Origin of the sequence: Winogradskyella marina, from assembly GCF_015645385.1 — a bacterium.
In the GTDB taxonomy this organism is placed as follows: Bacteria; Bacteroidota; Bacteroidia; order Flavobacteriales; family Flavobacteriaceae; genus Winogradskyella; species Winogradskyella marina.
Genome location: NZ_JADOET010000002.1, coordinates 93,781 through 114,659 on the forward strand (window position 1 = coordinate 93,781; position 20,879 = coordinate 114,659).

A 20,879-nucleotide genomic window follows, 5' to 3' on the forward strand; every position below is an offset into this window, starting at 1 on the left:
AGGTTTAAATAAAGGGCATAGTCGCCTATACCCTTTAAATTTTTTAAAGGTTAAAATTTAGTTTAATTAAAAATGAGATAGATTATATTTAAACCTAGGGAAGTCTAAATTAGAGTATTTAGTTTATTAATTTCTTAGTTACTATACTGCCATTATCTAATTTGATAGCTACTATATATACGCCTTTAGCAAAATTAAAATCTGTGCTAAAAGTATCTCTATTATCATTTGACATGTGACTAACAATTTGCTTACCATTTATATCATATACCTCTACAGATTTTATGGTGTTTGAAGACCTAACAAACAACATGGCATCATTGATGTAGGCATATGTGTTTGTATTAGATACCTCATCTATAGAAAGTGAAATCGAAGGTGTATATCTTAAAACAAAACGGTCATTAAAGATACCTGCCTCACCTGTAAATGTATAAGGAGCAACTCTTAAATCGTGAACCTCACCAGTATAAGTATCTTCTAGATAAATGTCTTGTTCTTGCGCTTCAAATAGGCTTCCTCTTACATCAGCAATAGCAATGTTATAGATACCGTTTTGTAATAACTCCAAACCTAATGGTACTATATTGGTATCTACAAATGGTAAAGGAAGGCCTTGTATTACCATTTTTTCTTCTTCTGAAATTAGAGAATAGAGATTAAACCCATCACTATTTGCATAAGCATCGTAAAGTCTGTCTTTTCCTTCAGTAGCACCATCAACGTAACCTATTAGGGCTGTAGAAGCTAGATTAGTTTCATTTGATAAGTTTAGCCAAACTAATTGTTTTTCAATACTTATTGAAGAATCTTCACTATCTCTGTAGAAACCTGAATTATTATATCCGTTTAATGTAGCCTCATCATAACGCATCTTATTGGTAAAGGTTACCGGAACGGTATCATCAGTTACTTTTACAAAAAAGCCTTGTCCTGAAGCAATTTTCAAATCATCATTATATTCCTCATCAACCTCTATCTCATCTGTAGGTGGATTTGAAGATCCCGTAGCGTTATAGGCTATATATTGATTTCCATAGTTCAATGCAAAACTTCCGTAAAAAGGGTCATCATGTATACTACTTGGCGCACCTTCGTGTTTCCATAAGTACACGGCACCTTCAATATTAGTATTCCCCGTTAAGAATTTTTCTGCATCTATTGAAGACGGGTATGGGTTTCCTATTAAGTTCCAATGGGTATCTTCAGGATCCATTCCATCTGAATCACTGGTTTTTTCAACAGGGAAATCAATATCACCATTATTTGGCACTCCTTTAAAAGTAGCTAGGTAATCGCCATCTGCAGGCACTCTTGCAATATAGCCTCTTCCAGTAGACATCGAACTTGTTGCTGGCGCAACCCAGTTTCCTACCCCTTCATTTGTATTCCATTCAAATTTTAATGTGCCAGGTATAGCAGTGAATGGAGCATTGACAACAGGTGATGACCAATATACATAGTCATATTTTTGTAAATCGTCTGCCTTACGTTTTACGGTAATAGGGCCTTTATTCTCTACATTTTCATGATTAATCTGCACTAAACTAGCATCGTCTTCTAATGTGAAGGTTCCCTGTGGGACAGCAGGTACGACTACTACATCATCAATATCCTTTATCTCTGCTATAGCAGGTTCTATAATAATTTCATTGTAAAGCGTTAAAGTTCTTTCTGAAGGAATAATCACTGTTTTATTAGGCTGAACAGTACAATTACACCCTACTAAATCAACATCTTTATTATAATCCTCTGAAAACACTAAATTTCGATCTTTATCTTCAATTGTAAATTCACTATAAATTGAAGGTTTTACCCAATCACCAGCTCCTGAATCTGCCGAGTTATCCCAAGTGAAAGGTATTCCTCCATCTTTAACTGTAAAAGGAACATCTATAGCTCCATATGTATTAGATATTCTTACTTTATATATTACACCTTCAATAAAAGACTGCGGAAGTGTTTCTAATAACGTAAAGTCAGTTGAAGTTTCCGTATCAATAGCACTGTAACCCTTATACCATTGGTAATTAATTGCCTCATTCGAAATAATATCCGCTTCCTCTGCTGGAGTTAAACCCTCAAAATCAGTTGTAAATCCGCCTTCTACACCACCCAATGCTTCAAAGTTTAGATCAGAATTCATAGGGAATCTACAAATATATCGTGACAAAGGCGCTTTTTCTACTATAGGTGCTTTTATATCAAAAGCCGCTTTATTATAAGCTATAAAAGCCATATCCGAACCACCTCCAGCTCCTACGTTAATGACATCAATATCTCCTATATTAGATGAAGTTATACCGAAGTCATCAAGCTTGAACGCCACCATTCTATACGGTCTGGTTTCAGTATGACCAAAAGAACCACCCGCTGATGTAGAAAGGTCATATGATCGACTAAGATCCATTCTATATAAATCTAAACGCCATTCAAAAAGCCTTTTGGGATTAGAATCACTATTTGAAATTCCTAATTTTATAGGAGTTCCAACAACATTACCATCTACATCCGCATAATAATATAAATCAAAACCTCTAGGATCTGCTATTTGGGTTATTAACAAATCTGGAACATCATCTAAACCACCAACATTCCCATTACCACTATAAAATTTAATCTCTGCAGATTGGTTAAAATTGGTAATTCCTGTTCCCATACCTAAACCATTTTCACCATCAATAATAACATCTAAAACCGTCGCTGTTACATTTTCATTATAAAATCTACTATCTTCGAATCCGTCTATTAGATCAGCCGTTGCTATAAAGTTACCACTATGCGGATTACCACTTACACCATTTGTAGAATAAGCTCTAAATTCTTGACTTATATATTCTGTAGGATCATTGATATCTGCAATACCAAAAAGTGTTAAATTTGCTTCTAATACATCTTCCTGAACCCCTGTAGAGAAAACAATATCTTTCCCATTATAACGCATCTTAAAACCTAATAAGTCATGATTTGCATTTGGCATAGTTTCATTATCAGATGAATCAAACCAATCAGATCTCCAAAAACCATCATCATAAAGTCCATTTCCATTAGAATCACCTTTATCCCAATTAGTATAAACTTCTTTTACTTGATATTCGTGATTGTTATTAAGATTAATAGTTTTATGATAAACGTATGAAATATCACCATTAACACCTGAATCAAAACTAATTGAAGTATCCGAACCAAAACCAATTGTTCTATTTAATTCATTACCTGGGGTACCAGAATGATATTGTACTTCAATTTTTATTTCATTAGGGCTGACATAAAAAGTATCATAAGAAAAACCAGAAATATCAAGAGAATCTGCATGACTAGCAGTAAAACCTGTACCAATAACGGTGATTACCCCATTTTCAGCTACTCTTCTAGGTATAATTTCGGTTACAACAGCTTGTGAAAAAGACAAGACACTAAACAAAAGCATAAATGCAGTTAATAGTCTTTTAGACATTAAAAAAGAAAAAACAGTGTGTATAATTGTTTTCATAGGTTTTGTATTTTAGTTATGCATCTTAAATGTTATGAATTGTTATTACTTTTTAAGACTGGGTCTTTACAGAAATAACACTTCTATGTAAATTTGGGTTAGGCCACGCAAACATATATTGCTTTATGTGATAACTAAAATAAACTAGTTAATGTGTAAGCTAAATTCTTTGAAATGCATTACATCACAGTGTAACTCACACAAAAACTGTATTTTAAATCTTACAAGAAGAAGGTGTTGGGCAAGATCTACTAATTGTTTCTAGATTATTTCAAACAATTTTCCTGGTAAAGGCCTAATGACACCTTTTAATTCCATGTTTAGTAAAATACCTGCCAATTTATACGTTGGCATTTCACAACGTAAGGCTATGACATCTAACAACTCTTTGTTATTGTCTTTAAGGAAGTTATAGATTATTTTTTCATCGGGATCTAATTCTACAAATAGCTGTTGTTGAATGGCTGGTTTTTTATCCGATTCCAAATCCCAATTTAACATATACGGTACATCTAAAGGATTTGATAGTAAATGGGCTTTCTGAAATTTTATTAAATTATTACAACCTACACTTTGGCTATCCGTTGTTCGTCCTGGAACAGCAAACACTTCCCTATTGTATGAATTAGCAATATCTGCAGTGACTAAACTTCCACCTTTTTCGGCAGATTCTATAACAATGGTCGCTTCGCTTAATCCAGCGATAATACGGTTACGTTTTAAAAAATTATTTCTATCAAAGGCATCTGTACTCCAAAAATCGGTGTAAAATCCACCATGGTTTTCTATATCTGCCACATACTTCTTGTGTACTTTAGGATATATCTGATTAAGACCATGAGCCAAGCAACCTATAGTTTGTAAATTGTGCTTTACGGCAGCTTTTTGCGCTGTGATATCTGTTCCGTAGGCAAAACCAGACACTATAATTGGGTTAAATGGAGACAAAGCTTCTACTAGCTTTTCACAAAACGAAATACCACTTGTCGTGATTTTTCGAGCACCAACAATACTGATAATACGTTGCTGTTTTATATTAATATTTCCCGACTGGAATAAAACTATTGGTCCATCAATACAATGCTTTAAACGTTCTGGATAGGTGTCTTCGGTGAAATAATGTGTAATGATGTTGTTATCTTTTATGAACTTTAATTCTTGTTCGGCGTCTTCGAGATGAATTTTATCAAACAAACCTTGAATGGTAATGCTTCCGATTCCATCAATTTTTAAAATATTCGATTTTTTTTCATTTAAAACCGCTTCTGCAGATCCGCAATGATTAATCAACTTTTTAGCCGTTGTTGCTCCAATTTTTGGAACATGTTGTAACGCTAATGCATATATAAGTTGTTGATCTGTCATTGAAAACGAAGTAGTTAAAGATAATATTCCTACATACACGAATATAATTATTTAATTCTGAACAGATTATAGTTTCATTAAAGAAGTCCATAAATAATATGATTACTGCATCGCAAAAATAATTGTCTTGAAAAGCCATTACTCGTTATTATATTAAAACTAAAAAAAGGTTCTCGATACATCCCGACCAAAATGTCGAAAGACTCGAACTGACGAACTGATCCCTATGCCTGAGATTTAAATACAAATCACTTTACTTTTGAGCTGTAAACACCAAATTACATAAATATTTTAGACACAAATTCATAGTAAATCAAACACATAGAAAAAAATCTATTTTGATGTTAATAAATAAACGAAACTTCACTTCGTTCAGAAATAAAAATTTTTAACTTTGTCTTCATATGCAGTTAGAGACTTACATTAGCGACCTTTTATACCGATACGATTGTGTTACTGTTCCAGAATTTGGAGCATTTTTGACACAACGTGTTTCGGCAAAAATTCATGAAACCACACATACGTTTTACCCTCCAAAAAAAGCCTTGTCTTTTAACGAGCAATTACAACAAAACGATGGTTTATTGGCTAACTATATTGCTGAGGTTGAAAAAATACCATACGCAACAGCGCTAAATAAAATCTCTAGGCAAGTAAGATCTATTAAGTCGTTTTTAGTTGAAGGTGAAACTATTCAACTAAAAAATATTGGTGAAATGGTTTTAAACACCGATGGAAAGATTCAATTTGATCCATCTAGTCATATTAATTATTTGACGGATGCCTTTGGACTATCGCACTTTTCTTCTTCAGACATTTCTCGCGAAGTTTACAAGGAAACCGTAGAAGTCATTGAAGAAACTGCACCAATTGTATTAACACCAGAAAAACGTTCTAACCGTAACTGGTTAAAATATGCAGCTGCAGCTGTTGTTTTATTAGGTATAGGCACTTTTGGTGGTACAACGTATTACAACAACACCATTGAAGATCACAATCAATTAGCACAAGAGCAAGCCAATGAGCAACTCGATGCTAAAGTGCAAGAAGCCACTTTTGTGATTAGTAACCCATTACCTGCGGCAACATTATCTGTTAAAAAACAAACTGGAAATTACCACATTGTTGCTGGTGCTTTTAGAGTGGAAGCTAATTCTAAAAAGAAAGTCAACCAACTAAGAGAACAAGGATTTAAAGCACGACAAATTGGTGCCAACCGCTATGGACTGCATGAAGTGGTTTATGCTAGTTTTGAAACCAGAGCTGAAGCACAAAATGAACTTTTTAAAATTCGTAGTGAGCACAACCGTGATGCTTGGTTGTTGATTAAGAAACTTGACTAGGTTCCTTTCTGACACGAATTACATTAATTGACACAACGTTTTACGGCTTTACGACTTTGCGTGGAATAGAATTACACAAAGATCCATAGAGGTTACACAGAGGTTCGCGGAGTTTACACGGAGATTCACAGAGATAAAAGTGTTAATAATTTGCGGCTTAGCGACGTTGCGTGGAATAGTTCTACACAGAGACCGATAGAGTTTACTCCGAGATTCACTGCGAGAAATTTGACCAAGCTTACTTAGAAACTTTAATAGATTGATCTAATCTTTTTATTCGCCGAACTTTTTTCACTTTTCACTTTTTACTTTTTACTTTTTACTTTTTACGCACAATAATACTCCTTCATCCTAAAATCGCTTTATCTTTGCACAAATTTTAAATTTCCTATGCCATCTAGAACCGCATTTCAGTCTAAAACCATTGTTACCGATTTGGTATTACCAAGCGAAACTAATCCTATCAATAACTTATTTGGTGGTGAACTATTAGCTCGTATGGACCGAGCAGCTAGTATTTCTGCCAGAAGACACTCTAGACGTATAGTTGTAACTGCATCTGTAAATCATGTGGCCTTTAATAGAGCTGTACCGTTAGGTAGCGTTGTAATGATTGAGGCTAAAGTATCGAGAGCATTTTCATCTTCTATGGAAGTATATATGGATGTTTGGATTGAAGATAGAGAGTCTGGCGAATGTATTAAAGCCAACGAAGCCATCTACACCTTTGTTGCTGTAGACGAAACAGGACGACCTGTTAGAGTACCAGAATTGGTGCCTGAAACAGAATTAGAAAAACAACGTTTTGACGCTGCTTTACGTAGAAAACAATTAAGTTTAGTCTTAGCAGGAAAGATGAAGCCTGAAGATGCAACAGAACTTAAAGCACTTTTCGAGTAGTATTCTGACTGTTCTATTGTCTTGCCAACCAAGATTCAGGATTCAACTTTAGATTACTTTTGTAAATTCTAAAATCAAGAAGAGTTTCACCCGTTATTTTGTTAGTAAACACTTCACCTATAACTTGACCTGTGGTAATTTTATCTCCTTTTTTTACGTAAAGTTTTGAGAGATTATGGTAAATGGTTAAATAGTCTCCATGCCTGATTAATATCGTAGGATTTCCTCGTTTCATCACATGAATTGAAGACACCACACCATTAAAAACGGCTTTAACTTCTGCATTGGTCTCAGTCGCTATTTTTACACCAGAATGGTTAACTTCTACCGAACTATCCGTTAACGAACGTGTTTTACCAAATTTTCCTTTAATGACACCTCTAGACACTGGCCATCCTAATTTACCTTTGTTGGCAGCAAAACTTGAGGCTAATTTTTTAGCTTCAGGTGTTAACACAAATTTTCCGGTAGACGATTTATTACCTGCTTCTTTATTTGATGCAGCAATAGCTTCGGCAATTAAACGGTCTATTTCTTTATCTAATCGGTCTGCTTCTTGCTTTTTTGTTTTTATCTGTAAAGCAAATTTGCTCATATCAGACTTTATTGAAGCCATTAAAGCTTCACGTTCTTTTAATTCACCTTCCAATTCGCGTTTAGCAACTCGATTTTCTTCAATAAGCTTTTGCTTATCTTCTTTTTGTTTAGACAACTGAATATTTAACTCTTGTAATTCTTTTGTTTTAACCTTTATGGCTTCCCCTTGCTCTTTCTGATAATCTCTATATTGCCTTATATATTGCAATCGTTTATAAGCTTGCTGAAAGTTGCGCGAGGAGAGTAAAAACATCACTTTACTTTGTTCAGATTTGCTTTTATAAGATTTTACAACCATTGCAGAATAGTCGTCCTTTAATTCTTGTAGTTGCGTTCTTAAGCTAGTGATTTCTTCTTGATTAGCATTAATTTCGCGCGTTAACAAATTGGCTTGTTCGTTAGTAATTCTAATTAAATTTTTTCTAACGTTTACCTTATAATTAATGTCTTCAATAAGCGTAATTGCAGACTTTTCCTCTTTCTTTTTGGTGAATAGTAATGCATTGATTTGCTTAATCTCTCGTAGCTTTTGTTGACGTTGTGCTTCTAACTCTTTTTGTCTGTCACTTTGAGCGTACAGTGAAAAGCAGGACAATAAAAGTCCAAATACTAGAGTAATATAAAACCGATTGTTAGTCATTATTTGATTTCAATTTCTTTATAACCTGAAGGAATATTAAACGGAAAACGCACTTCACCGTCCAAAGATACCGATTTAAACTCCATGGTAATAGCAACTTCGTCAGTATCTTCTACGGCTATAATTCTTATGTTTTCTGGCACAATTTGCTTATCAACCTTTTGATACGACGAATAATCAACTTGAAGCATTCGTTTTTTTAACATTTGTTGCATTTGTAAGCTATCCATTTTAAAATGTGAAGGGTTAATTAAATAAAATAACTCTATTAATGCATTTTGATCTTTTGGGTTAATTGCATAAGAATTATTATTTACTGAAACCTGATAAGGTTCGTCATCAAGATCGTAGATAGCCTGACCTAAAAGGATATTTTGTACTTTCATGAAATCGAGATCAATACCTACAACATCACTGAGCAGTTTATAGTCTCCATCAAAATATTCGTTGTCTAATTTATTATAAAACTTCACTTTGTCTGGAGTAATCATCATACGTGCCATGCCTAATATAGATTCACTTAACCATATCACTTTATCCTTTTCCATTCGCAAAGTAAAGCCAGCTCCTTGTGAATTGTTATTCTGAGAAATATCGATTTTTACTCTAGCTTTCAAAGTTTTAAAGTCAACCTCATTCTTTTGGTGTTGTTTAATCACTTGTTTTGCTGAAAGTTTATCACTAGCTTCTCCAGAGGCTATAACACGTTTTGCCGAATTACAACTAAATGCAACGGTTATTAAAAAGACACTTAGTGTCCATTTTATATGTCTATGTACTTGAGGTAACTTCATTAATTATTGAGCTTTTAGGGCTTTTGCCTTTTTAGCAAACGTTTCAGATTTACTAATATTATTTAAGGCTTTGTGTGCGATGCTTAATTCGGAATAAAAGTCAGCCTCCATACTTGGGTTATCAATTAAAAAATCTAATCCCATTTCTAAATTATCAATCGCCTTTTTAGGTGCGCCCAAATTATTATTTGCCACAGCATTTACTAAATATAAAATAGGTTGCGCTGGATAAAGTTCTAAAGCCTGCTCACTATCTGTTATAACCGCATTATAATCCTTTAAATCTAACTGAAGTAATAAGACGTCTTTAATTAATTTAAAGTCGTTAGGGCTTTGCTTTAAGGCTTCTTTAAAATTTGAAAGTGCTTTTGCTTTATCTCCTGCTTTTAAATAGTATTGTCCTAAGTCGCTATGCGTTTGTGCGTCTTTGTTGCCATCAATAAGGGATGTAATATCAATTAAATCGGTTTCATACTCAGGGTTTGTAGCCACAAAAGCGACAAAATCCTTAAGAACTTTAGCTTTAGCATCTGCATTTATTTCTGGGCTTGTTAAAACCGTTTTTACAGAACTAATAGCGTCTTCTACCTTGTTATCTTGAAGATAAAATTTATACAAAGCCAAGTGCACAAATTTAGAATCTGGCTTTACTTTCAATAAATTTTGTGCGGCTTTAAAAGCATTCTTTTTATCGCCTGTTTGGCTGTATCTGTAAATGAGTTTTAAATGATTGTCTTCGTTATTAGGATTGTTAGCAATACGCTGTTCAAGGTTTTCAATACGATCATCTGCATTTCCCGTAATGCTATAAATATCGTTACGCATGGCATCTCTAGACTCGCTTAAACCGAACTCTTCATCTAATTCGTCTAATATATTTAAGGCTTGCTTATATTTCTCTTCTCTAACATAAAGTGCCGCTAAATCTTCTTTATAATCTGGATGGTATTTTACCAACTGCTTTATGGTTTTTAACGCATTTCTAATATCATCTTGCTGAAAATACACATCGTAGAGCTCATCTAGAAACCAAACATTATCGGGTTGCATATCGATGGCTTTTTTTAAGTTTTCTTCTGCAGCACCAAAGTTTTTGAGTTTGTTGTAGTTTTTTCCTAACTCGAAATAAATTACTGGCTTACTACTGTCTAAATTCAAACATTTATGAAGTGCATCAACAGCTCTACCGTAATTCTCAATGCCTTTTTGCTTTAAGGCTTCAAAAAAGTGTTCTTGAAATTCATCTTCTACATTGCCTAAGTCGTCATCTGGTCTTTTATTGAAATCGACTTGGGCATGCGCCATCTGCGGAATGAAGACTATTCCGAGCAGAAGCATTATTATGTAGCATTGTTTTTTCATCTGTTGTTCACTTTGATACCGAGCCTCTCATTTTAATAGAGGCTTAGACAAGCTCAGCATAACCTAATCACTGACAAAAGTTATTCCAAAAACTAAATTTAACTAAAAATAAAGCAGTTTCAGCTTTTGCAAAGATTTTATTCTATAACAGTATAATCACCAATACTAATCTTAGTAAACTCGCCATTGTACTTTACATGATTTCCAATCATAGCCTCGTCTAAATTAGCGTTTTTAATAGTCGTTTGGTTTTGTATTAAGCTATTTTTAACGGTTGAATTTTGAATCACACAATCCTTACCAATTGAAACATTTGGTCCAACTGTTGTGTTTTTTAAAACTGTCCCTTTTCCTATGTAACATGGTTCTAATACTGTTGAATTTTCTAAAACAACAGAATCATCAACTAATTGCTCTTCGTTATCTGATGTTAAAAAACCTAACATTTTTGCGTTAGTGTCTAGTGTCACGGCTTTATTTCCACAATCCATCCACTCGTCAACGGTTCCTGTTTTAAAAATGCGTCCATCTGCCATCATGCGTTTTATACCATCGTTTATTTGGTACTCGCCACCATTCATAATGTTTTCGTCTAAAATCTCTTGCAATTTCTCTTTTAAAACAGCTACATCTTTAAAGTAATAAATACCAATAACGGCTTGGTTACTTACAAAGGTTTCTGGTTTCTCTACAAGTTCAACAATATTTTGGTCGTCATTTAATTTTACAACACCATAAGCTTCAGGATTCTCTACAGATTTGGTCCAAATAACACTATCTGCTGTTGGATCTAAATCAAACTCAGCTCTAATTAAAGTATCTGCATAAGCAATTACAGCAGGACCAGACAACGATGGTTTTGCACTCATAATAGCATGACCAGTTCCTAGAGGTTGATCTTGTCTATAAATAGATGCTTTTGCACCTAAACCTTCTGCTAATTCAGTTAAACTAGCTACTACATCGTCCCCAAACCAAGCAGGATCGCCTAATACAAAGGCAATTTCTTCAATGGGTTGTTTTAAAACTTTAGCAATATCCTTTACTAAACGATGTACTATCGGTTGACCTGCAACAGGAATTAAAGGTTTTGGTACGGTTAAACTGTGTGGTCTTAGGCGAGATCCTCTGCCTGCCATTGGTACTATTATTTTCATCTCTATGCCTGCGAAAGCAGGTATCTTTTAGGTTAAACTTAATTCCTTTGAATCCCGATAATTATCGTGAAGGAATCTCTTTATTTTGTTCTTAATTTATTATAATTTAAATTCCAGTTGGTGCTTAAATCTGACCAACTAGGATTCATTTCTACTATTAATTCAATTTTCCAATCTCTTTTCCATTTTTTGAATTGGTTTTCTCGCTTCTCAGCTTTACTTCCATCTTCAAACTCTTCAAAATACACCAACATATCACAATTATATTTTGCTGTAAATGACTTTGGATACACTTTTAATTGATGTTCTTTTACTCTTTCTTCTATATTATCCGTTACTCCGATATAAATTACTCCATATGGCTTGTTTGCCATTATATAGACATACCAAAGTTTCATTCTTATTTATTCAGAGATTCCTGCCTTCGCAGGAATTAGTTATTTAGTTCCAGTACTTCCAAAACCACCTTCACCGCGATCAGTATCAGATAAAACGTCAACCTGCTCCCATTCTGCACGTTCGTGTTTGGCAATAACTAATTGTGCGATACGCTCTCCATTCTGAATCTCGAAATCCTCATTAGACAAGTTGACTAATATTACACCGATTTCACCTCTATAATCCGCATCAATAGTGCCAGGTGCATTTAAAACTGTGATTCCTTTTTTTGCCGCTAAGCCACTTCTTGGCCTTACTTGTGCTTCAGTTCCTATTGGTAATTCTATATATAGACCTGTACCAACAATACTGCGTTCTAATGGCTTTAAAATTCTAGGTTCCGATAAGTTTGCTCGTAAATCCATACCAGCAGATGCGATGGTTTCGTAATGCGGTAAATTGTGAATTGATTTGTTTATTATTTTAATTTTCATAAGTCATTTTTGTCTGTTCGAACGCAGTCGAAAACTATGTAAAACTCTAACCTCAATAACACCCTCTCGTCTGCGCTCGAGAGGACAGAATAATTAACGTTTTAACACTTGTTTTAATTCCTTCTTTTCAAGTGAAATAACCAGTCCCAAAAATACAATTAACATTGCAATTCCTATAATATAATTCTCGCGATAGTTATAGAAAAACACAAATGAAAACACTATAGATACAGAAAGGTATGCGCCTATTTTTTTCAAGTTATAAGGAATTGGATAGTGTTTTTTTCCGAAGTAAAACGATAGCAGCATCATAATTAAATACGCTGAAAGTGTTGCTATGGCCGAACCTTTAAAACCTATAATTGGAATTAAGACTACATTTAATACTAAAGTTGTAATAGCACCAAGTATTGAAATATAAGCGCCATACTTAGTACGATCTGTTATTTTATACCACACCGAAAGGTTGTGATAAATACCTAAACAAAAATTGGCTAAAAGTATAAATGGAACAATCCACATGGCTTCGTAATAGGCTTCACTTCGAATTATAAAAGGTTTTAAAACATCTGCAAAAACAACAACGCTTAAAAAGATTACAGAACCAAGGGCTACAAAATATTCTAAAATTTTAGCATAATTTTTTTGTGGATTATCTGTTTTAGAATGGCTAAAAAAATACGGTTCTATTCCTAAACGAAAGGCGGTTGCAAACAAGGTCATGAATAAAGCCAGCTTGTAACATGCCGAGTACATGCCAATTTGTTGATCAGCAATATCATCTGGTAATAAGTACTCTAATAAAATACGATCAAAGGTTTCATTAACTGAGTAGGCAATGCCAGCAATAAGCACTGGTATGGCGTAACGCATCATATTTTTCCAAAGAACGGTATCGAACGTAAACTTAAGTTTTGTATAAAATGGAAGTAATAATAGTAATGTTAGTCCACTTGCAATGACGTTGGAAATAAAGATGTAACTTATTTCAAAATCCGGCTTATAAATACGATCGAAAACAGAATTACTTTCTGCTAAATCTTTTAAGTATAGCAATAGGAAAACATTGAGCCCAAGATTTACGGCAACATTTAATATTTTAATAATAGCATAACGCATTGGTTTTGCTGTAGCGCGCAACCAAGCAAATGGAATAATAACCAAAGCGTCTAATAGCAAAATAATAAAGACTAAATTGAGGTACTTAAGCTCAATATTTATTAGACTAGAAATTTGATGTCTCAACAGAAAGGTAATTCCGATCAACCCAAAAGAACTGATTATTAATGACATTGCAGAAGTGCTAGTTACTTTTTCTTGATGGTCTTCTTTATTGAAAAACCTAAAAAAAGCCGTTTCCATGCCGTATGCCAAAACAACATTAAATAACACAAAATAAGCAAAGATGAATGATACACGTCCATATTCTTCTACTGAGAGTACAGCTGGATCCGTGTAAAGTGGAACTAAAATAAAACTTAACATTCTAGGCAGTACAGTAGCTAAGCCATAAATAAATGTCTGTTTAAAAAGTGATTTGAATCCGCTCAATGTATTTATCTTATTGAGTTCAAAAGTATTGAAATAATTTGAGACCTTATGACTTTCAAAACATCAATAATTAAAACATTAGTTGACACAAACACTAGAAATAAAAATAAAAACAGGCTTTCTTTTACGACCAACTTTAATTCCTACAACGCATTCTATAAATTGAATAGGTGTTACCTTAAAAGGTGTGGATTAATCGCGTAGTGCTGTTATTGCTTTTGGACTAGAATAGTAAAAAGTGACGGATAAAGCGCGTGGCAAAACAATGACGAAAGTTGACTTTCTTAGGCCTTTCCTATTGTTATTGGTTAAGATGTAACAAACGACAACTATAGGTTTTATAACATTTTAATTTAAGTCATAAAAAAACCTAACTCGTTAAAGTTAGGTTTTATAATATTCTTTATGAGACACTAAGACTAAATTCAATGTATCATAAGCTACATTTAATTATTTAAAGCTTCAGCACCACCAACAATCTCTAAGATCTCATTAGTAATAGCCGCTTGACGTGCTTTGTTATAAGTTAACTTAAGTTGATCTCTTAATTCTGTTGCGTTATCTGTTGCTTTATGCATCGCTGTCATACGTGCACCATGTTCTGACGCAAAAGAATCTCTAATCCCTTTATATAATTGTGTTTTTAACGACTTAGGGATTAATTCTTCTACAATTTCTATTTTAGAAGGTTCAAAAATATAATCTAAAGTAACGTTTTCATCAGTTTCTACAGGTACAATTGGTAAAAACTGTTCCGTCATTACTATTTGAGTTGCTGCATTCTTAAAGTGATTATAAACGATTTCAATTTTATCGAACTCACCTGTTTCAAATTTTTCCATTAGCATTTCTGCTATCTCAGAAACATTATCGAACGTTAAGTCGTCGTAAATTTCACTTTTGTTTGCTATAACTCTATCTTGTTTTGCAAACGCATCATTGGCTTTTTTACCAATAGCTAAAATCGAAACATTTTTAGTGGCGTAAACATTATTAATCAAATTACTCGTTTGTTTAATAATATTAGAATTAAAAGCACCACATAAGCCTCTATTAGATGTCACAGCCACAATAAGTACATTTTCAACTTCGCGTTGCTCTGCATACTTACTTCCAGTGTTTTCGTCTAAAGTTGCACTTAAGCTCTGAAGCAATTCCGATAACTTATTAGAATAAGGGCGCATTGCAGTAATAGCATCTTGAGCTTTCTTTAACTTAGCAGCAGATACCATTTTCATGGCACTAGTAATCTGCATCGTTGAAGATACCGATGATATTCTGTTTCTAATTTCCTTTAAATTCGCCATAATCTGTTTTTCTCATTACGCATTAAATGCGTCTTCAATTATATTAACTCAAACATGAGATTCCTACTTTCGCAGGAATGACAACTATGCTCTATACTTCGCTGAAAGTTCCTTAGACACATTCGTCAACACATCAATAACCTCATCAGTTAATTTTCCTGCCTTAAGCGTGTCTAAAGTATCTCTATGCTTTGCATTTAAGAACTCTAAATAATCGCGTTCAAATTCTTTTACTTTCTCTACAGGCACATCTTTTAATAAGTTCTTAGAACCTGCATAAATGATAGCCACCTGATCTTCTACTTTAAAAGGATCATTTTGCGCTTGTTTTAGGATTTCAACATTTCGCTTACCTTTATTAATTACGTTTAAAGTAACGGCATCTAAATCAGAACCAAACTTAGCAAACGCTTCTAATTCACGATACTGTGCTTGATCTAATTTTAACGTACCAGATACTTTTTTCATAGACTTAATCTGTGCATTACCACCAACACGAGATACAGAAATACCTACGTTAATTGCTGGACGAACACCAGAGTTAAATAAATCACCATCTAAGAAAATCTGACCATCTGTAATAGAAATTACGTTGGTAGGAATATATGCTGAAACGTCACCTGCTTGTGTTTCAATAATTGGTAAAGCTGTTAATGAACCACCACCTTTTACCATTGGCTTTAACACCTCTGGAAGGTCATTCATTTCTTTAGCAATCTCATCGTTATTGATAATCTTAGCAGAACGCTCTAATAATCTTGAGTGTAAGTAAAATACATCACCAGGATATGCCTCACGTCCTGGTGGACGTCTTAATAATAAAGATACCTCACGGTAAGCAACGGCTTGTTTTGATAAATCATCAAATACAATTAACGCTGGACGACCAGTATCTCTAAAGTACTCTCCAATAGAAGCTCCTGTCATAGGTGCCCAAACTTGCATTGCTGCAGGATCTGAAGCGTTAGCCGCAACTATTGTAGTGTAAGCTAAAGCTCCTTTTTCTTCTAAAGTTTTAGCAATTAAAGCTACTGTAGAAGCCTTTTGACCTACAGCAACATATATACAATATACAGGTTCACCTGCATCGTAAAATTCTTTTTGATTTAAGATCGCATCAATACAAACTGCTGTTTTACCAGTTTGACGGTCACCAATAACCAACTCACGTTGTCCTCTACCCACTGGAATCATAGCATCAATTGCTTTAATACCTGTTTGTAATGGTTCTGTTACTGGTTCTCTATAGATAACACCAGGTGCTTTACGCTCTAATGGCATTTCATAAGTATCTCCAGTTATTGGACCTTTACCGTCAATAGGATTACCTAAAGTATCTACAACACGTCCAACAATACCTTCACCTACTTTAACAGAGGCGATACGTCCTGTACGTTTTACTGTAGAGCCTTCTTTAATTCCAATTGAAGTTCCTAAAAGTACAATACCTACATTATCTTCCTCAAGGTTAAGAACGATACCTTCTGCACCACCTTCAAATTCGACTAATTCACCATATTGTGTATTAGCTAATCCATATGCACGTACAATACCATCACCTACGGTTAATACTGTTCCTACTTCATCTAATGAAGCACCTGCTTCAAAACCTGAAAGTTGTTGTTTTAAGATTGCTGATATTTCAGCTGGTTTTACTTCTGCCATCTTTGTTTAGATATTAGACGTTAAATGTGAGACGATAAACGTCTACGCTAACGCTTTTAATTTAATGTAAATTCTCTTTTTAATTTATCGAGTTTGTTTGCAATACTAGCGTTATACTGAATATCTCCAACTCGTAATATGAAACCACCTAAAATGTTTTCATCTATAATATTTTCTACTTCAGCGTCTTTTCCTGTAAGTTCTTTAACTTTAGCTAATACTTTCGTTTTTAACTCCTCTGTTAATGGAACTGCTGTTGTAACTGTTGCTACTTGGCTACCTCTTAGTTCATCGTATAACTGAATATAACTTATGGCAACATCATTTAATAACGCCAATCTTTTATTAGCAATTAAAGTATCTATTAAATTAGTGGTTGCATCATTAGCATTTTTGAAAACTGCTAATAATACCTCCTTTTTATCTGTAGATCTTACAACAGGACTTTGAAGCATTTGATTTAATTCTCCGCTCTCAGCAATAGTGTTTTTGATTAATTTCATATCACTATTTACCGCTTCTGCAGATTTTTGATCTGTTGCTATGCTTAAAACCGCTTTAGCATATCTTATGGCTGCTCTTGATCCTGACATATTTATGCCCACGATGTGGGTGACTTTTAATTATACTTCAATGATTATCGATTTGAACTTACGCTCAACGATACTTTAATTTAACTTTGCCTCACCTAACATAGACTCAACTAATTCTAATTGCTTGTCTTTATTAGATAATTCATTACGCACTACTTTTTCAGCGATATCTAAAGATAAGCCTGCAACATGACTTTTTAATTCTGCCATTGCTACTTTCTTTTCGGTTACAATAGCTTCTTGAGCTTGAGTAATCATTTTATCAGCTTGTGCCTGAGCCTCTTCTTTAGCATCAGCAATCATTTTGTTCTTCATTTCACGCGCCTCTTTCAACATGCTTTCACGTTCGTTACGCGCTTCTTGTAAAATACGCTCGTTATCCGCTTTAAGATTTTCCATCTCTCTCCGTGCGCTTTCGGCAGATGCTAAGGCAGTTTTTATACCTTCTTCTCTTTCCTCAACAGCTCCTAAAATAGGTTTCCAAGCAAATTTTCTTAATACAATAAGTAGTATTATAAAAGTTACTAACGACCAAAATACGAGACCAAGTTCTGGTTTAATTATATCCATACTGTTTTATTTATATAACTTAAGTTTTATTCTATATGACTAATTAGGTCAAAAAACGATTCTCTATAGCTCTAGAGAATTAAAGTAAAAACACAGAAGCAGCCAACCGCTACTTCTGTATCTTAGTCTTCTTATCCTTGTAATAAAGCAACAACAACACCGAATAATGCAACAGCTTCAATAAAAGCTGCTAAAATAAGGGCTGAAGTTTGGATTTTTCCTTGGATTTCTGGTTGGCGTGCCATAGCTTCCATAGCTGAGCTACCAACTTTTCCAATTCCCATTCCTGCTCCAATTACTGCGATACCAGCTCCAATAGCTGCGATTCCTGTAATAGTCATAATATAAAATTTAAATTAGTAATATTTAGTTTAATGTGCTTCTTCTGTTGCCATTCCAAAATAAAGGGCAGACAATATTGTAAATATATATGCTTGTATTGCTGTTACTAATATCTCGATAATAATAATAAACAATGAAAAACCTACTGATATTGGCGCTACAGCATAGCTCTTAAATATAAAAATCAGAGACATTAATGCCAATACAATAATATGACCTGCTGTAATATTAGCAAACAGACGAATCATTAGCGATATAGGTTTAACAAACATCCCAACAATCTCTATAGGCATTAAAAATATTTTCATCGGCACCGGAACTCCTGGCATCCAAAATATGTGTTTCCAATAATTTTTATTACCGCTCAAAGTGGTAATTACAAACGTACACAATGCCATAGCGCATGTAAATGCAATATTACCTGTAAGGTTAGCACCATTAAGTATTGGAATTAATCCAAAAATATTATTTATCCATATAAAGAAAAATACGGTTAACAAATAAGGCATAAAGCGCTTATACTTGTGCTCACCTATCATAGGAATAGCAATGTCGTCTCTGACAAAAAGAACTAAAGGCTCAATAAAACTAGCAATACCTTTAGGAACATTCTCTCCAGATTTTTTATAGTGTTTTGCGGCCGTCATAAAAATAAGTAACAGTACTATAACTGACACCCACATCATAAAGACATTCTTGGTCACTGATAAATCTACAATTGGTCTCGAAGCATTTGTTGGATGGTGATCTGCATCATAAGCAACCGCCGTTTCACCTTCGTTAAGCACGTATATCTTCTCGTGCACGTTAGCGAATTTTTGGCCATCTTTTTCTACAACTACATTTCCATTATAGTCATACTCAAATTCAGAGGATAAAAAGGTTGTAAATCCTTGATCTGTATAAAGAATTATAGGCAAAGGAATATTTATATGAGTTTCATTCTCCTGCCCCTTATGTAAGGTGGCAATATGAAAACCATAAGCATCCTTAACGTGATGCAAAATCATTGCTTTTGAGTCAAACTTTTCTGAATCTCCTGTGTCTTCACTCTGCTTAGCAAAACTGAAGCTAAAAACAGTTAAAAACAAAACAGTAAAAAGGGTGCGCTTTAAGGTGCTTAATGTCATTATTTACGGCTTTAAAATACCTTCTTTTAAATTTCATGCAAATGTACGTACATTAAATGAATTGACAAACAATAATTTTTCTATAATTTATAATTACTGTTTTACTATGGAAACCGTTGATTTATAAGTTTTAAAAAAACAAACTTTAGGACTTTTGAAGAAATTTAACTAAGCCTAAAACCTCAAAAAACAAATACAAGAAATACGGGATGAAAAAATTGAAAACATCTGGCACTTTGTTTTCAAAATCCGATAGGATTAATGGTAGTAAAAATAATATCGCTAATAGCATCTTAAAAAGTGTCATTCCCATAAATAGAATAAAAACATCTTTCATTCCAGTGGAAAATTTGTAATTGACTACTGTGTATACTATTAAGGTCACGATGACGTGAAAGGTATAAATATGCCAAACAGGAAAAAAGAAAGTAGTGTCTTTTGCAAAGTGAAACAAAAGATAAGCGTGAATACCAAATAATAACACACTAAGTCCAACTAACTGCAAAACAAATGCTATTTGTCTCTTTTTAAAATCCTCCATTTTTAATCTACTTATGAGCTTGCAATAATACGTCTTATAACATAAACCATTGACAAAATTACGGAAGATAATGACAATATTAAAGTGTATAATTTATGCTCATTAGGAAAGTATTCATCGAGTTTTACTCCTATGAATGTCCCAACACCGATAATAATTACCATCTGAATTGCTATGCTAGAATAACGAGCATAAGAATTAAGATCGCTCTTTTTAGTTTTGGGCTTTTGCGGTTTGTTGTGATTTGCTTGGCTCATTAGATAAAGATTTTACAGTGCCTTTCATACTACAAGTAGCGTTAAAAGTTGCTCCAGGCTCTACAGCCAACTTACTTACATGTACTTCACCTTCAATATGAGCTGTAGTCTTTAAGGATAATGTACCAGACAAAATAAGCTTCCCTGAAAACTTACCTTCAAAATCAGCATTTTCTCCTTGTAAAGTTCCTTTAATAAAGCCCGACTTACCAACAACTATTTTGCCAGAGGTTTTTACATTACCTTCAATTGTTCCATCGATTCTAAATGGTCCTTGGCTCGCAATATCACCTACAATTTTAGTGCCTTGCGCTATTATATTTTGTTGTGTACTTGTTTCCATAGTTCCGTGTTGTTTAGATTTTTTATTGTCTGAGGAAAACATAATAAATTAGTTTTA

The 20,879-nt window shown here is 33.8% G+C and carries 20 protein-coding genes; 2 read left to right on the forward strand and 18 right to left on the reverse strand.

Annotation, left to right across the window (positions count from 1 at the left end):
• Positions 1-118: 118 nt before the first annotated feature.
• Together ITJ86_RS03590 and dprA are read right to left on the reverse strand one after the other, a co-directional pair.
• Positions 119-3,493 carry a T9SS sorting signal type C domain-containing protein gene (locus ITJ86_RS03590; protein ID WP_195870247.1) on the reverse strand — a complete coding sequence of 1,125 codons (3,375 nt, stop codon included), beginning with the start codon at positions 3,491-3,493 and terminating at the stop codon, positions 119-121.
• Positions 3,494-3,754: 261 nt separating this feature from the next.
• On the reverse strand, positions 3,755-4,858 hold the full coding sequence (dprA, locus tag ITJ86_RS03595; RefSeq protein WP_195870248.1) for a DNA-processing protein DprA: 1,104 nt from the start codon (positions 4,856-4,858) through the stop codon (positions 3,755-3,757).
• Between the two features lie 404 nt (positions 4,859-5,262).
• On the opposite strand from dprA, the gene ITJ86_RS03600 reads away from it, so the two are divergent.
• Positions 5,263-6,201, forward strand: a complete 939-nt coding sequence (locus ITJ86_RS03600) for an HU domain-containing protein (RefSeq protein WP_195870249.1) — start codon at positions 5,263-5,265, stop codon at positions 6,199-6,201.
• A 390-nt stretch (positions 6,202-6,591) separates the two neighbouring features.
• Positions 6,592-7,101, forward strand: coding sequence for an acyl-CoA thioesterase (locus tag ITJ86_RS03605; protein ID WP_195870250.1), 510 nt, complete (start codon positions 6,592-6,594; stop codon positions 7,099-7,101).
• 13 nt (positions 7,102-7,114) lie between these two features.
• On the opposite strand, the gene ITJ86_RS03610 is transcribed toward ITJ86_RS03605, so the two are convergent.
• The 16 genes from ITJ86_RS03610 to ITJ86_RS03685 all read right to left on the reverse strand — a co-directional run bounded on the left by ITJ86_RS03610 (position 7,115) and on the right by ITJ86_RS03685 (position 20,864).
• On the reverse strand, positions 7,115-8,338 hold the full coding sequence (locus ITJ86_RS03610) for a murein hydrolase activator EnvC family protein (protein WP_195870251.1): 1,224 nt from the start codon (positions 8,336-8,338) through the stop codon (positions 7,115-7,117).
• Complete coding sequence (locus ITJ86_RS03615) at positions 8,338-9,132, reverse strand: DUF4292 domain-containing protein (RefSeq protein ID WP_195870252.1); 795 nt, start codon at positions 9,130-9,132, stop codon at positions 8,338-8,340. Before ITJ86_RS03615 ends, ITJ86_RS03610 begins: the two co-directional genes overlap by 1 nt.
• 3 nt (positions 9,133-9,135) lie before the next feature.
• The gene (locus ITJ86_RS03620) at positions 9,136-10,494 is read right to left on the reverse strand and encodes a tetratricopeptide repeat protein (protein WP_195870253.1); all 1,359 of its coding nucleotides are present in this window, start codon (positions 10,492-10,494) and stop codon (positions 9,136-9,138) included.
• A gap of 137 nt (positions 10,495-10,631) precedes the next feature.
• Positions 10,632-11,651 carry a sugar phosphate nucleotidyltransferase gene (locus ITJ86_RS03625; protein WP_195870254.1) on the reverse strand — a complete coding sequence of 340 codons (1,020 nt, stop codon included), beginning with the start codon at positions 11,649-11,651 and terminating at the stop codon, positions 10,632-10,634.
• 80 nt (positions 11,652-11,731) lie between these two features.
• Positions 11,732-12,049 (reverse strand): GIY-YIG nuclease family protein, encoded by a 318-nt coding sequence (locus ITJ86_RS03630; protein ID WP_230080210.1) that lies wholly within the window; start codon positions 12,047-12,049, stop codon positions 11,732-11,734.
• A gap of 39 nt (positions 12,050-12,088) precedes the next feature.
• Positions 12,089-12,523: a dUTP diphosphatase gene (gene dut / locus ITJ86_RS03635; protein ID WP_195870255.1), complete on the reverse strand. Its 435-nt coding sequence runs from the start codon at positions 12,521-12,523 to the stop codon at positions 12,089-12,091.
• A gap of 93 nt (positions 12,524-12,616) precedes the next feature.
• Positions 12,617-14,074, reverse strand: coding sequence for an oligosaccharide flippase family protein (locus ITJ86_RS03640; RefSeq protein WP_195870256.1), 1,458 nt, complete (start codon positions 14,072-14,074; stop codon positions 12,617-12,619).
• A gap of 446 nt (positions 14,075-14,520) precedes the next feature.
• Positions 14,521-15,381, reverse strand: a complete 861-nt coding sequence (gene atpG, locus ITJ86_RS03645) for an ATP synthase F1 subunit gamma (protein WP_195870257.1) — start codon at positions 15,379-15,381, stop codon at positions 14,521-14,523.
• Between the two features lie 84 nt (positions 15,382-15,465).
• Entirely contained in the window at positions 15,466-17,046 is a 1,581-nt protein-coding gene (gene atpA / locus ITJ86_RS03650) for a F0F1 ATP synthase subunit alpha (protein ID WP_195870258.1), read from the reverse strand.
• Positions 17,047-17,102: 56 nt separating this feature from the next.
• Entirely contained in the window at positions 17,103-17,639 is a 537-nt protein-coding gene (gene atpH / locus ITJ86_RS03655) for an ATP synthase F1 subunit delta (RefSeq protein WP_195870259.1), read from the reverse strand.
• A 75-nt stretch (positions 17,640-17,714) separates the two neighbouring features.
• The gene (locus ITJ86_RS03660) at positions 17,715-18,209 is read right to left on the reverse strand and encodes a F0F1 ATP synthase subunit B (protein ID WP_195870260.1); all 495 of its coding nucleotides are present in this window, start codon (positions 18,207-18,209) and stop codon (positions 17,715-17,717) included.
• Positions 18,210-18,340: 131 nt separating this feature from the next.
• The gene (atpE, locus tag ITJ86_RS03665) at positions 18,341-18,550 is read right to left on the reverse strand and encodes an ATP synthase F0 subunit C (RefSeq protein ID WP_195870261.1); all 210 of its coding nucleotides are present in this window, start codon (positions 18,548-18,550) and stop codon (positions 18,341-18,343) included.
• Positions 18,551-18,580: 30 nt separating this feature from the next.
• Positions 18,581-19,684 (reverse strand): F0F1 ATP synthase subunit A, encoded by a 1,104-nt coding sequence (gene atpB, locus ITJ86_RS03670; protein WP_449663650.1) that lies wholly within the window; start codon positions 19,682-19,684, stop codon positions 18,581-18,583.
• A gap of 142 nt (positions 19,685-19,826) precedes the next feature.
• Positions 19,827-20,222: a hypothetical protein gene (locus ITJ86_RS03675; RefSeq protein WP_195870263.1), complete on the reverse strand. Its 396-nt coding sequence runs from the start codon at positions 20,220-20,222 to the stop codon at positions 19,827-19,829.
• Positions 20,223-20,233: 11 nt separating this feature from the next.
• Positions 20,234-20,479 (reverse strand): AtpZ/AtpI family protein, encoded by a 246-nt coding sequence (locus tag ITJ86_RS17590; RefSeq protein ID WP_195870264.1) that lies wholly within the window; start codon positions 20,477-20,479, stop codon positions 20,234-20,236.
• Positions 20,436-20,864, reverse strand: coding sequence for a bactofilin family protein (locus ITJ86_RS03685; protein WP_195870265.1), 429 nt, complete (start codon positions 20,862-20,864; stop codon positions 20,436-20,438). The genes ITJ86_RS17590 and ITJ86_RS03685 overlap by 44 nt, the downstream gene beginning before the upstream one ends.
• Positions 20,865-20,879: the final 15 nt, after the last annotated feature.

What these genes read in the sequence shown, in the direction of transcription:
- atpH (WP_195870259.1), bottom strand. Translation starts at nt 17,639, where the DNA reads ATGTCAGGATCAAGAGCAGCCATAAGATATGCTAAAGCGGTTTTAAGC.
- atpG (WP_195870257.1), bottom strand. Translation starts at nt 15,381, where the DNA reads ATGGCGAATTTAAAGGAAATTAGAAACAGAATATCATCGGTATCTTCA.
- atpA (WP_195870258.1), bottom strand. Translation starts at nt 17,046, where the DNA reads ATGGCAGAAGTAAAACCAGCTGAAATATCAGCAATCTTAAAACAACAA.
- ITJ86_RS03605 (WP_195870250.1), top strand. Translation starts at nt 6,592, where the DNA reads ATGCCATCTAGAACCGCATTTCAGTCTAAAACCATTGTTACCGATTTG.
- atpE (WP_195870261.1), bottom strand. Translation starts at nt 18,550, where the DNA reads ATGACTATTACAGGAATCGCAGCTATTGGAGCTGGTATCGCAGTAATT.
- ITJ86_RS03660 (WP_195870260.1), bottom strand. Translation starts at nt 18,209, where the DNA reads ATGGATATAATTAAACCAGAACTTGGTCTCGTATTTTGGTCGTTAGTA.
- ITJ86_RS03600 (WP_195870249.1), top strand. Translation starts at nt 5,263, where the DNA reads ATGCAGTTAGAGACTTACATTAGCGACCTTTTATACCGATACGATTGT.
- ITJ86_RS03630 (WP_230080210.1), bottom strand. Translation starts at nt 12,049, where the DNA reads ATGAAACTTTGGTATGTCTATATAATGGCAAACAAGCCATATGGAGTA.
- ITJ86_RS03620 (WP_195870253.1), bottom strand. Translation starts at nt 10,494, where the DNA reads ATGAAAAAACAATGCTACATAATAATGCTTCTGCTCGGAATAGTCTTC.
- ITJ86_RS03675 (WP_195870263.1), bottom strand. Translation starts at nt 20,222, where the DNA reads ATGGAGGATTTTAAAAAGAGACAAATAGCATTTGTTTTGCAGTTAGTT.
- ITJ86_RS03625 (WP_195870254.1), bottom strand. Translation starts at nt 11,651, where the DNA reads ATGAAAATAATAGTACCAATGGCAGGCAGAGGATCTCGCCTAAGACCA.
- dprA (WP_195870248.1), bottom strand. Translation starts at nt 4,858, where the DNA reads ATGACAGATCAACAACTTATATATGCATTAGCGTTACAACATGTTCCA.
- ITJ86_RS03685 (WP_195870265.1), bottom strand. Translation starts at nt 20,864, where the DNA reads ATGTTTTCCTCAGACAATAAAAAATCTAAACAACACGGAACTATGGAA.
- dut (WP_195870255.1), bottom strand. Translation starts at nt 12,523, where the DNA reads ATGAAAATTAAAATAATAAACAAATCAATTCACAATTTACCGCATTAC.
- ITJ86_RS03590 (WP_195870247.1), bottom strand. Translation starts at nt 3,493, where the DNA reads ATGAAAACAATTATACACACTGTTTTTTCTTTTTTAATGTCTAAAAGA.
- ITJ86_RS03610 (WP_195870251.1), bottom strand. Translation starts at nt 8,338, where the DNA reads ATGACTAACAATCGGTTTTATATTACTCTAGTATTTGGACTTTTATTG.
- ITJ86_RS17590 (WP_195870264.1), bottom strand. Translation starts at nt 20,479, where the DNA reads ATGAGCCAAGCAAATCACAACAAACCGCAAAAGCCCAAAACTAAAAAG.
- ITJ86_RS03615 (WP_195870252.1), bottom strand. Translation starts at nt 9,132, where the DNA reads ATGAAGTTACCTCAAGTACATAGACATATAAAATGGACACTAAGTGTC.